The sequence below is a fragment of the Streptomyces sp. LMG1-1-1.1 genome (genome assembly GCF_040815545.1).
Classification (GTDB): Bacteria; Actinomycetota; Actinomycetes; order Streptomycetales; family Streptomycetaceae; genus Streptomyces.
The window spans coordinates 1-11,545 of the sequence record NZ_JBFPNH010000078.1; the positions used below are offsets into that span (position 1 = coordinate 1).

General features: G+C 69.0%; 9 protein-coding genes. 4 read left to right on the forward strand and 5 right to left on the reverse strand.

Translation table 11 applies throughout. The features are described from left to right. The first annotated feature begins 241 nt into the window (after window positions 1–241). Window positions 242–994, forward strand: coding sequence for a class I SAM-dependent methyltransferase (locus tag MRBLMG1_RS34760; RefSeq protein ID WP_367828145.1), 753 nt, complete (start codon window positions 242–244; stop codon window positions 992–994). 82 nt (window positions 995–1,076) lie between these two features. Further along, a complete protein-coding gene (locus tag MRBLMG1_RS34765; RefSeq protein ID WP_367828146.1) occupies window positions 1,077–2,666 on the forward strand; it encodes an amino acid adenylation domain-containing protein in 1,590 nt (529 codons plus the stop codon). An 86-nt stretch (window positions 2,667–2,752) separates the two neighbouring features. On the opposite strand, the gene MRBLMG1_RS34770 is transcribed toward MRBLMG1_RS34765, so the two are convergent. The 4 genes from MRBLMG1_RS34770 to MRBLMG1_RS34785 form a co-directional block, all read right to left on the reverse strand. Next, entirely contained in the window at window positions 2,753–3,487 is a 735-nt protein-coding gene (locus MRBLMG1_RS34770; RefSeq protein ID WP_367828147.1) for a hypothetical protein, read from the reverse strand. Window positions 3,488–3,598: 111 nt separating this feature from the next. Beyond that, entirely contained in the window at window positions 3,599–4,540 is a 942-nt protein-coding gene (locus tag MRBLMG1_RS34775) for a TauD/TfdA family dioxygenase (RefSeq protein WP_367828148.1), read from the reverse strand. A gap of 11 nt (window positions 4,541–4,551) precedes the next feature. Continuing rightward, entirely contained in the window at window positions 4,552–5,823 is a 1,272-nt protein-coding gene (locus MRBLMG1_RS34780) for an aspartate aminotransferase family protein (RefSeq protein ID WP_367828149.1), read from the reverse strand. Between the two features lie 33 nt (window positions 5,824–5,856). After that, window positions 5,857–7,053 carry a hypothetical protein gene (locus MRBLMG1_RS34785; RefSeq protein WP_367828150.1) on the reverse strand — a complete coding sequence of 399 codons (1,197 nt, stop codon included), beginning with the start codon at window positions 7,051–7,053 and terminating at the stop codon, window positions 5,857–5,859. A gap of 170 nt (window positions 7,054–7,223) precedes the next feature. On the opposite strand from MRBLMG1_RS34785, the gene MRBLMG1_RS34790 reads away from it, so the two are divergent. Both MRBLMG1_RS34790 and MRBLMG1_RS34795 read left to right on the forward strand, forming a co-directional pair. Continuing rightward, entirely contained in the window at window positions 7,224–8,507 is a 1,284-nt protein-coding gene (locus MRBLMG1_RS34790; protein WP_367828151.1) for an MFS transporter, read from the forward strand. Window positions 8,508–8,645: 138 nt separating this feature from the next. Beyond that, window positions 8,646–9,692 (forward strand): hypothetical protein, encoded by a 1,047-nt coding sequence (locus MRBLMG1_RS34795; protein ID WP_367828152.1) that lies wholly within the window; start codon window positions 8,646–8,648, stop codon window positions 9,690–9,692. Window positions 9,693–9,733: 41 nt separating this feature from the next. Here MRBLMG1_RS34795 and MRBLMG1_RS34800 read toward each other — a convergent pair whose 3' ends face one another. Continuing rightward, a complete protein-coding gene (locus MRBLMG1_RS34800; RefSeq protein ID WP_367828153.1) occupies window positions 9,734–10,603 on the reverse strand; it encodes a hypothetical protein in 870 nt (289 codons plus the stop codon). Window positions 10,604–11,545 lie beyond the last annotated feature (942 nt).

Below are 11,545 nucleotides of genomic sequence, written 5' to 3' on the forward strand. Positions count from 1 at the left end.
GACAGTGTGCGTGCCGTGCTGCCGCACAGTGTCCTGCCGCGTCGTTACGTGCACTTGGACAAGCTTCCGCTCAATCCCAACCGGAAGGTCGACCGGCTCGCCCTGCGCAAGCAGGCGGCGGAGATGACCGTCTGAGCGAGACCCCCGGGCGGGGGATCGACCGCCCGTTCACCCGAGATGCCCCGCGGCGAACCTTCGGTTCTGCGCGGGGCAGGATGCTGATCGAGAAGGGGTAACCAGGATGTCGGACAACGACCGTCGGGCAAAGCTCATGCGCGCCATGGAGTACCGGCAGACATTCGACGAGCGGCTCGATCGGATCGAGCGGCGGACGCCGTTCGACTCGCTTCACGACGTGGACACCGCGGAGAACGTCGAGCTGTGGGAGCTCCCCGAGGGGGACCAGCTGCAGATCGGGCGGGACGCGAGGTATTCGCCGTCGCCTGTGCTCACGGTGCGCAACGCGATCAGCGCGTGCGACGTCGCGTACGAGGACGTGACGTTCGTCGACGTCGGCTCCGGCAAGGGCCGGGTGCTGCTGCTCGCCACCGAGTTCCCGTTTCGCCGGATCGTGGGGGTGGAGGCGTCGGAGACGCTGTGCGCCATCGCCCGGAGCAACGTGGAGAAGGCCTCGCGGACCCGTGAGGGCTGCGACCGCATCGACGTGGTGCACGCCGACGCCACGAAGTTCGACGTGCCGGACGACGCGGGGCTCCTCTACTTCTACGAACCGTTCTCCGTGGACGTGTCCTCGGCCGTCCTGGAACGGATCGAGGAATCGATCCGGCGGAACCCCCGACGCGTGGTCCTCTGCTTCACCGGCAGGGGGCAGCCGGACGGTCAGGTGAGCGAAATCGAGACGCCCCTCGTGGCCGCCGCGGCGGCGGAGAAGCGGCCCCAGTGGAGGCTGGTGGGGACCGTCGCGTCTCCGGACGCCGAGTTCTACGACTCGTTCCTGTACGAGAACGTGGACCACGGTCCTTCAGAGGCCTAGGTGCCCTTCGACCCGCCCTTCGACCTCCTCCCCCCTCGGCGGGGGAGCGCCCGGCCATCCCGGAACTCTCAGAGGTAGATCCATGAGCGATGTCATGACCGCTGACGAGCGGCGGTCCCCCCTCGAAACGTCCGTGTCCCTCGCCGAACTGTTCCGCCGGGTCGCGGCCGCTCGCGGGTCCGGCCCGGCCCTTCGGGACGGCGGACGGACGCTGAGCTACCGCCAGCTCGACCTGTGCACGGACCGGCTCGCCGCGAGGATGGTGGCGGCGGGAGTACGGCCCGGCGACCGGGTGGGGATCCTGCTCCAGCGCTCGGCCGAGACCCAGATATCCATCCTCGCCGTCCTGAAGGCAGGGGCCGCCTACGTACCCCTCGACCCGTCCTATCCCGCGGAGCGCCTGCGGTATCTCGTCGGCGACGCCGAGATACGCGTGGTCGTCGGCGACGCCGAGGACGTCGCCGCGAAGGGGCTCACGGACGTCCGCGTGGTCGCCCCGGACGACGACGGCACCACGGAGGTGCCGCCGCTGCCGCACATCGCGCTCGACGGCGACGAACTGGCCTACGTCATCTACACGTCCGGCTCGACCGGCGCCCCCAAGGGCTGCATGGTCACGCACGCCAGCGTCCTCGAACTGGTCCGCGGCGTGATGTCGGTGGGGGTCGACCTGGACACCGAGGACCGGGTCGCGCTCTTCCTCCCGTTCGTCTTCGACGGATCCGTCCTCCAGTTCTGGCTCTCGATGGCGGCGGGCGCCCTCTCCGTCGTCGTGCCGCTTGCGCAGGCGCAGTCGATGCCCGACTTCCTGGAGCTGATCCGCCGGGAGGCCGTGACCCTCGTCATCCAGGTGCCCACGACCCTCCGGGCCCTCGCGCATGCCCACGAGGAGGCAGGCCGGCCTCGACTCGCCCTGCGTTACGTCCTCGTGGGCGGGGAGAGCGTCGAACTCGACGTCGTCTCCACCTTCCTGGAGCGATGCCCGGGGACCCCGCCGAAGGTCGTCAACATCTACGGGCCGACCGAGGCGACGTGCGTCGCGACCTGCCGGGTGCTGACCCGGGAGGACTTCGACGGCACCGTGCGCTCGCCGATCGGAACGGCGCTGCCGCACCTGCTCGTGGAGGTGCGCGACGAGGCCATGGAACCGCTTCCGGACGGCGAGGTCGGCGAGCTGGTGATCGCAGGCTCGGGGGTGGCGGTCGGGTACCTGGGCCGGCCCGAGCTGACGGCCGAGCGCTTCGTGGTCATCGACACCCCGACGGGCCCCGTGCGGTACTACCGGACCGGGGACCTGGCCAGGCGGCTGCCGGACGGCTCCTTCGAATACCTCGGCCGCAACGACCAGCAGGTCAAGGTGCGGGGCATCCGCGTCGAACTCGGCGAGGTGGAGACGTACCTGCGCGCCCACGAGATGGTCAGGGACGCGGGCGCCACGGTGGTCGACACGGCGGCCGGTGCCCAGTTCCTGGTCGCCTGCGTGGTGCTCGCGGACCAGGCCCCGGAGAAGCCCGAGAAGGTGCTGCGGCAGCACATGCTCGCCTCCCTGCCGCCCTTCATGGTGCCGGACCGCTACCAGTTCGTCCCCGAGCTGCCGTCGACGGACTCGGGCAAGCTGGACCGCAGGGCCGTACGCGAGATGGCGACCCCGCGGCGGGCTCCTCGCCCCTGACCGGGGCGCCCGCCGCTGCGGGCACACGAGAAGTGACCGCTGCTGCCTCCCCGGCAGCAGCGGTCTCCTCGTCTTCCGCGCCGTGATCAGTCGATCCAGGTCAGGAAGTGCGTCAGCTCGTCCCTGAGCTGGGCGACGGTCGGTCGCTGCACCTCGATGTCGGTCTTGGCCTGCTCGCCGACCGGGGACGTCCGGTAGACGTTGGTGTGGTCCTCCACGGCGGGCTGCTGCAGCACGAGCGAGGCCGCGGCCTTGCCGGCCGACCGGGAGATGCAGTGCAGCACCTTGTGGTCGATGTAGTAGACCGTGCCCGCCGGCAGGAGCGCCTCGAACACGGAACACAGCTGTTCCTTGCCCTGCGCCTCCAGGGAGAACGTCTTCCCCTGCCCGATCGGCAGGTACTTGAAGTGGTGGTACTCCCTCCCGGGGGCGATCTTGAACTCCTGGGCGAAGTACTCGCCGACCACCAGGGCGGTCGTGAAGTCCCAGCGGTGCGAGTGGATGTCCTCCGTGATGGTCCCCGACGCGTCCGGCTGCGGGTGCCACATGTGCAGCCGGAGCCGCCAGGGGTTCTTGTCGCCGGCGAGCAGCACCAGCTTCAGGAAGTTGTTCGCGTGGTAGTACGAGCGGGCGGCGATGTCGGCGAGCGACTCCTCGTCCGCGATGATCTGCTCGATGAGGGACCGCAGTTCGCTCGGCTCGGCGAGCCGGCGGACCACCGACTCCGACCCCTGGAACGTCGTGCCGTGCCCGCTGTCCACGAGCACTTCCAGGTGATCCTTGATCTCCTGCAGGGTCGCCCCTGCCAGAGCCTGCACCATGACCTGTACCTCCCATGCCGGATGCTGGCGATCCGGCGAGTCGTCAAGTGGGGGAAGCCGGACCGCCGGTCGGCGGTCGGCCTCTGTTTCCGGGCCCCGCGGACCCGGGGGCTAGGGCGTGTCCCCGCCGAGAGCGATGAGGAACTCAGGGGAGCCTTCGAACGCCGAGCGGCCCTGCGCCGTGATGATGTTGTCCGTGATCAGCAGGTCGCCGGAGCGCCACCGGACGTCGGTCCGCACCGCGTCGTAGGCGTGCAGGATGGCGGCCAGGTCCTCGTCGGAGAAGGGCGATCCGTCACCGAGGTAGCTGTTCATCGGCAGGTACTCGCCGAACGCCTTCGTCATGATCGCCCGCTCCGCCGGGTCCAGGTTCCCGGCGTTGAGGAAGGAGATCTGGTTGAACCAGCACTCCTCCCCGGTCACCGGGTGAGCGATGACGCCGGGCCGGTGGCGGACCGTGTGGAGGGTGCCGCCGGGGAGCCATCGGGCCTCGATGCCGGCGGCCTCGAAGACGTCGTCGAGCGCCGCGCGGTCCGCCACGGAGAAGGCCTGCCGCCACGAGATCCCGAACCCCTCGTGGAAGGACCGGGCCAGGGTCCACCCCAGCGTCCGAACGCGATCGGCGAGGGGCTTCGGCAGGTGCTCGATCAGCCGGCGCGTATCGCTGAGGTGCGTCCGGCCGTCGCCGTCCGGTGGTGTGACGCACGCGGTGAGCACTCTGGTGGGGTACGTCCTGCTGAAGGAGCCCTCCTGGAAGGGGCAGAGCATCCGGTCGCCCGGCCATGTGATGGGCGAGAGGATCCCGTCGCCGAAGTCGGTCCGGTCGTTGAACGCCTCCGTGGGCGTGTGGCCCGCGATCCCCAGGGCGTCCCGTGCCTCGGCGAGACCGCCCGGTCCGTCCAGGGGGAGCCCGTGGACGAGGACCGCCCCGTGGACCAGCAGGTGGTGACGGAGGGTCTCCGCCGTGTCCCGCAGCCACGCGTACGGCGAGTCGCCCGGGGCGTCGAAGGAAGGCAGGCGCTCCTCACACGGGGTGGGGACGGTCTCGCTCACTCGATCTCCTCCTATGACGAGGCGACGTCGACGGCGTCGCCGAACTTCTCGATGGCTTCCGCCGTGTCGTCGCCGGTCAGCGTCAGCGGGGGCGCGATCCGGATCACGCCGCGTTCGTGGCGTGTCATCACTCCCGCCCGGGCCGCGGCCGCGGCGATGGCGGCACCGGACTCCGGACTGTCGGTCTCGACGGCGACGACCAGTCCGAGTCCTCGGACGTCGGTGATCAGCGGGCTCGATGCGAGCTTCCGCAGACCGTCGAGGAGCGCCGCGCCCTGGGTGGCCGAGTTCTCGACGAGCTTCTCGTCGGCCATGATGTCGAGCACGGTGTTCGCGACGGCGCTCGCGACGGCGTGGCCGCCCGTGGTGTGTCCGTAGCGGAGTCCCTGGACGACGGGTTCCCGGACGAACGTCTCCTTGATCGACGAGGTGACCGCCACGGCGGCCAGCGGGACGTACCCGCCGCTGATGCCCTTGCTCATGGTGACGATGTCCGGGGTGATCCCGTCGTGGTCGAAGCCGAACATCCGGCCCGTGCGGCCGAATCCGCAGAACACCTCGTCCAGGATGAGCAGTGCCCCGTGGTCGTCGCACAGCTTCCTGAGCCTGGCGAGGAAGCCGGCCGGAAGGACGACGCAGCCGCCGAGGCCGAGCAGCGGCTCGGCCATGACCGCCGCGGCCGGCGGGCCGGACTCCAGCGCCCGGGCGAACCGGGCGATGAGCGCGTCGGCGCTCTCCTCGGTCCGCATCTCGCGCGCCGGGGCGGGCAGGGCGACGTGGTCGATCGGGAACGGCGGGACCCACTCGCTGACGGTGAACGGCAGCCCCGAGAGCTGCTGGGCCAGGTACGTCGTCCCGTGGTAGGCGGCCTCGAAGGTGATGACCCGGTTGCGGTCCTCGCCGATGTTCCGCCAGTACTGCAACGCGATCCTGAGGGCCGCCTCGGTCGCCTCCGAGCCGCTGTTGAGCAGGCAGGTCTCGTTCAGCTCGCCCGGCAGGAGCTCGGCCAGTCGCGACGCCAGCGTCTCGGCGGGGTCGTGGCTGGACACCATGGGGTCGTAGTGGACGAGCTGCCGGAACTGGCGGCTCGCGGCTTCGATGAGCCGCGGATGTCCGTGCCCGCAGGACGCGTTCAGGACACCGGAGATGCCGTCCAGGTACCAGTTGCCGTCCGCGTCGCGGACGCGGTTGCCCCGCGCCTCCACGATGCGCAGCGACTCGGCCTGCTGGGTGATCGGCGTCCAGGGGCGCCACAGTGAACTCGTCGAAGGGGAACTGTGCATGTGTCAACTCTCCAGGGACCGGTCGTCGGGTCTTCAGGATTTCCGCTCGGGAACGCTTGCGATTGCCGTGGTGAGCCGGTGCCGCCACCGGGTGCCGAACTCCCCGGCTCCGTAGCCGGCGATCTCCTCGTCGAGGAGGAGGCGGAGCCGGAGTTCGTCGCCGTGGACGGTCGCGCCGGCCAGGAGCTTGCACACCTCGGGGGGCCGGCTGTCCCGTGCGGTGACTTCGACGGCGGGTACCCCCGCCACGTCGACCGTGGGGGCGCCGGCGTGGGTGTAGCTGAGCATCGCCGTGACCGCACCGTGGAACGTCGATCCGAGCCCCGTGACCGTGGTGAACGGCACGTCGGCGTGGTCGACCTCCCGGTACCAGCTCCGCACGAAGTCGCCGGCGGAGTCGGGTGCCCGCCGCGACCCGGGCGGGTCGAGCGAGACGACGGTGTTCATGAAGCACCCGACGACATCGGCGTACGCGGCGTTCCGCCCGCCCCAGGGGTAGCCGACGGCGGTCGGTCCCGGCTCCGCGACGTCGCGCAGGGCGCGGTGGAGGGAGAAAAGGACATAGGGAAACAAGGACCCGCGAAAGGACGGCGGGACGGCGACGGCGGGAAACGTGTCGATGGGAATGACCCGGGTGGTCCGCCCGGATGTGCGGGCGAATTCACCGGCTTTCTCCAGGCGGTCCGCCCAGAACGCGACACCGGGTCCGTTCGCCGCCGCATCCTCGGATGCCTTTCGGTCGAGGATGGCCGCCCGATAGCGTTCTGTCCGGTTGTCGTCCGGACGGGAGGGGGCGGCCAGCTGCCGTTTGACGAGAAGCATCGACTGTTCGTCGACCAATGCGTGATCGACGACCAGCAACAGGTGGTCGCTCTCGGGTGACCGTATGAGACGCGCCGCCATTGACGCGCCGTCCTCCGTGGCCTCGAATTCCTCGACGACCTTCGTCTGGCATTCGGAGACGGACGCGTCGCCCGCCACGTGGAGTTCGGCGAAGTCGCATTCGTCCGGATGCCACTCCTGGTACGCGGTGCCGCGCGAGAACCGGATCCGGTAGGAAAGAGCCGGATTCCGGAGGGTCACGGACCGCAGCACCTGACGCACGTCCTCCGCCACCAGCCGGGACGGCGGTGTACGGAGCAGCAGGGTCACGGTGCCCCTGCGGCCCGAGCGCTGGGCGTCCAGGCCGAAGGCCAGTTGGGCGCTCAGCAAGGGAAGCCTGTCTGTCATGGGGTCCCCCGGTGGAATTCGAGAAGAGACAGGCGGAGTGGGCGCGGCGCCACACTCCTGTCCACTGCGACGTGAACTCATATTGCCCGTCGGCCGGTCCCTCGAAGTCCTAACAAGTAACAGGACTGGAGGCCCAATTCGCTTGAACAGGCCATGCTACGTTGACGCCCATGACCGAAGTGGCGAAGGATTTGCACGATGTCAGGTCGGAGGCCGAAGGCCGGAGCCTATGGCGTCAGCGGGATTTCATACTCCTGTGGAGTGGCCAGACGGTCAGTGAGATGGGATCAGCGGTCACACGGGTCGCTTTGCCTCTTGTCGCGGTCGTCGCACTCCATGCGAGTACGTTCCAGGTCGGACTGCTGACCGCCGCCACCACCTTGGCGTTCGCGATCGTGGCGCTGCCGGCCGGGGCGATCGTGGACCGCCATTCCAAGCGGAAGATCATGATCGTCTGCGATCTGCTGCGCCTGCTGATCCTCGGATCGGTTCCGCTCGCCTCCGCTTTCGACGTCCTGACGATCGGTCAGCTGTATCTCGTCGCACTGGCGGCCGGTGTCTGCACCGTGTTCTTCGACGTCTCGTACCAGAGCTATCTGCCCTCGCTGATACGCACCGACGACCTGATGGAGGCGAACGGCAAGCTGGGCACCACCATGTCGTTCGCCCAGCTCGGCGGACCGAGCATGGGCGGCGGACTGGTCGCGCTGGTGGGCGCCGCCATGGCGATCGTCGTCGACGCCCTGTCGTACGGCCTCTCGATGCTGGCGATCCTGGGCATCCGCAAGCGCGAGGAGCCGCCGCCCGCCCCGGCGGCCGACGAGCCGCTGCGCCGCCGGATCACCGAGGGCCTGCGCTTCGTCCTCGCCAATCCGATCCTGCGGCGGGTCGTGGCCTGCACCGGCACCGGGAACCTGTTCTCCGGCATGACCGCGGCCCTGGCCATGGTGTTCCTGGTCCGCGAGCTGGACGTGAGCCCCGCGATGACCGGTCTGATCCTGGCGGGCTCGGCGATCGGCGGCATGGCGGGCGGCGCGTTCGCCGGCCGGCTCGCCCAGAAGATCGGCACGGCACGCATCATCTGGATGTCGGTGCTCGTCTTCAGCGCGCCGCAGGTCATCGCGGCGGCCGCCTGGAAGGGCTGGGGCGTGCTGCTGTTCCCGCTCGGCTGGGGCATCGCGGGCTTCGCCTTCATGGTGTACAACATCGCCCAGGTCACCTACCGCCAGGCGGTCACCCCGCCGGAGCTGATGGGCCGCATGAACGCCGCCGTCCGCTGGATCGTGTGGGGCACGATGCCGCTCGGCAGCATCCTCGGCGGCGCACTCGGCACCATGATCGGCGTACGCCCCGCCCTCGTCGTCGCCTTCGTCGGCTCCTGGGCGGCCGGCTGGTTCGTGTTCTTCTCCCCGCTCCGCCGCATGCGCGACATCCCCCAGCCCGCGGCGAGTTGAGCGCTCCGTGCCCGCTCCGCCGCATGTAGCGACACCGCCCGGCCCGCGGCGAGTCGAGCGGTCCGCGCCCCGCCGCCCGTGACGGCGCGGAGCCCATCCACCGGACAACCCCGAGACCGTGAGGGCTGACACATGGCCATGGGATTCACCTCGGACATCGCGGACTTCGACCGGAAGCAGTTCGACGCCCTCGACACGAAGGCCGGAGCCGCGTCCTCCTTCAGCCGCCTGCGGCAGCACGAGCAGGACGGCCGGTGGATCACCCGCTACCTCGGATGGCGGGACGGCGACGTGCTGAAGGCCGCCATCCCGCTCTACCGGGGCCGCATGCGCACCTGGGCCGACCCGTCCTACGACCCCGGCTCATGGGGTCTTCCGGACGGAGTCGGCGAGGAGTGCTCGCCCCGGAACTCGCTACTGGTCGGCGGCTGCCTCGACCGGCGCACCGGCTTCCACGTCGACGCGGACGCCAGGACGCCGGAACGGCTGCGGAGACTCCTCGTCGAAGCCGCCGGGCTCGCCGCCGACGAGGACCGGTGCCTGCTCTTCCCCTACCTGTACGGCGATGCCAGGAGCGCGCTGGACGCGGCGACCGGCGACCGCGTCGTCTGGTCCGAACTCGGCCGGGAGGCCCACCTGTTCGGCCTCGCCGACCCCGGGTGGGAGGCCGGACTCGCGTCCAAGGTCCGGTACCGGCTCCGCCGCGACCAGCGCACCATCGCGGACGCGGCCATGACGGCCGGCGAGGCGACCTGGGACGAAGTCGGCGACTGGGCTTCGCAGCTGATCGCCGACCACAACGCCGCGAAGGGCCAGCAGGAGCTGCCCGAGTTCGTGGGCTTCCGGCTGTCCACCTGGCAGGAGAACCCGGACATCGACGTCCTGGTGTTCACCGCCGAGGCGGCCGGTCTGCGCGGGGTGCAGACCGTCCTGCTCTGGGGCGACGAACTCGAGGTGTACGAGATCGGATTGGCCGGTGAGGAGAGCGACGAACGCTTCGCGCTCTACCTCAACCTGCTCCTCCACCTGCCGATCCGGTACGCGCGTGCCCGGGGGATCGACCACATCCGGCTCGGCTCCAAGGCGGAAACGGCGAAGGCGCGTCGGGGCGGAGTCTTCGAGCCCTTGTACGGCGGAGTCCTCGGCAGGGCCGAAACGCGACGCCTCGCCCGTGGCGAAGCGTAGGGCGTGCGCGGCGGAGGCGGCCGGCACCCGCTCGGCAGCCCTCACGAACACAGGGCCCTCGCACGTTTGAGGTCCGGAAGCAGCGCCAGGTGCTCCTCGCGCACCAGGTCGAACCGGAGCGAGAACGCGACCAGGGCCTCGCGCTTCGAGTGCATGCGGCCCTCGTCCACGTACTTGGCCCACTGGCCGACCGGCAGCTTCTGGTCCGCCAGATAGTCGATGTGGTAGTTGATGCTGCTGCGGTTCGCGCCCTTGAACTGCCGAATTCCCCGCAGCCTTTCGACCACTTCCTGGACGGAGGGCACGGCCGCCATGGAGGAGCCGCGCAGGCGCGGTTCGCACAATGCCACGAGAACGGCGAAGTACTTGCTCGCCGTGTCCAGCCTGGACATCGCCGACTCGGTCAGCGTGGCGGCCTGGTCGGATCCCAGCAGGCGCGGCGGGGGAGTGAAGACGGTGAGTTCGCTGATCGTGTCGTTCGACGGGATCAGAATGCGCGACATCTCGAACGGGATCACCATCCCCAGCTGGCGTGGGCGCACCTTCACCAGTTCGGTGCCGCCCTCCAGGTTCTCCACGACGAAAGTGGTGCTCGCCGTGAAGTTCGAGAAGAGGAGGTGATGGTCGGAGACCTCGAACGTCCCGATGCTCGGCAGAGCGCCGGGCTGGAAATCACCGGTGGAGCTCGATATGCCGAAGTCCAGCCGCTCGCCGGCCTTCAGGTCGACCCGCTCCTTCGTGCCGGAGCTGTCAGGGTGGCGAGTCCTGTTGTGCCAGGTCAGGATCACTTCGACATCGGATTCGATCATGGTATTCAAAGAACGTATCCTGTCTTCCTCGACTACTTGTGGAAGTTCCAAGGTGGACGGGCGCCGATCGGCAGGCTCGTTGAGGCCGATCGGTATGTTCATTGAGACCGCGGACGAGGAGTCCGCGACGGGGGGACGACTCAGAAGGGTCTGGATTCCCTCCTGTCGCTTCGGATCCGGCGAGTGGCCGGGAAGCGGTGAATCTCCCGCCGGCGTTTCCGGAACGCCCGGGCGGACACTTCGCGCGAGGTGGGCGGGCGCGGCACCGCAACCGCATCCGCATCCCGGGAGGGAGGGCTCGGAGCCCGCGCTCCCCGGCGTTTCCTCAGTGGGCGCGTCTTCGCGCCGGACGGCGGTCGCGGTCCGGGCGTGCGGCATGGGAACGGTGGATGGCGGCGGCCGATCGAAGAGACCTACAAACGCCCTTCATGTGATTCTTCACCCCGTGTTTTCATGTCGACGGCGCCATTTCTGTGGCCTTCGACAGTGGTTCGATGTGCTTTTCTCCCAGCGATACCGAACGTGATGGGTCGAGCGTTTTCATTTGTCCTGCCCGGGCTGTTTCCATCCCGTGGGCAGAGGTGTAATCATTTGTTCCCCGGTTGTCCCCCGATTGGTGATCTTCACTCCGCTTCGCCCACGGTGTCAAGACCCGATCGAGACTCCGAACGCGTCTATAAGGGGCACCACGTCAATGTGATCCCAAGTCAGATTCCCTGTACAGATCGCCCTGCGGCTTGGCAAGTGGATTTTCTGCTTCGATCTGCTAAACGTAACTCCTGTCTCTTTGCCCTGGATTGACACCCGGGGGCGGGCTCGTGGTGAGGCACCCGTTCAGAGTCCCTGACCAGGTGTGACCTGCGGCTCCTGACGGGTGTCAGTACTGTTTCGGGGGCCGATCGGTAATCTCCTGGTTTATGTCTCTCACTCTGGTCGAGCGGTTCTTGCGTGGTCTGGAGATATCCCCGGATCGTCCTGCCTTGAAGGTCGGGTCGGATGTGGTGTCGTATCGGGAGGTCCATGAGAGGGCTTTGCTGTGGGCGG

Coding starts and splice junctions, on each gene's coding strand:
- MRBLMG1_RS34790 (WP_367828151.1), top strand. CDS start 7,224: ATGACCGAAGTGGCGAAGGATTTGCACGATGTCAGGTCGGAGGCCGAA.
- MRBLMG1_RS34760 (WP_367828145.1), top strand. CDS start 242: ATGTCGGACAACGACCGTCGGGCAAAGCTCATGCGCGCCATGGAGTAC.
- MRBLMG1_RS34765 (WP_367828146.1), top strand. CDS start 1,077: ATGAGCGATGTCATGACCGCTGACGAGCGGCGGTCCCCCCTCGAAACG.
- MRBLMG1_RS34780 (WP_367828149.1), bottom strand. CDS start 5,823: ATGCACAGTTCCCCTTCGACGAGTTCACTGTGGCGCCCCTGGACGCCG.
- MRBLMG1_RS34795 (WP_367828152.1), top strand. CDS start 8,646: ATGGGATTCACCTCGGACATCGCGGACTTCGACCGGAAGCAGTTCGAC.
- MRBLMG1_RS34800 (WP_367828153.1), bottom strand. CDS start 10,603: ATGAACATACCGATCGGCCTCAACGAGCCTGCCGATCGGCGCCCGTCC.
- MRBLMG1_RS34785 (WP_367828150.1), bottom strand. CDS start 7,053: ATGACAGACAGGCTTCCCTTGCTGAGCGCCCAACTGGCCTTCGGCCTG.
- MRBLMG1_RS34770 (WP_367828147.1), bottom strand. CDS start 3,487: ATGGTGCAGGCTCTGGCAGGGGCGACCCTGCAGGAGATCAAGGATCAC.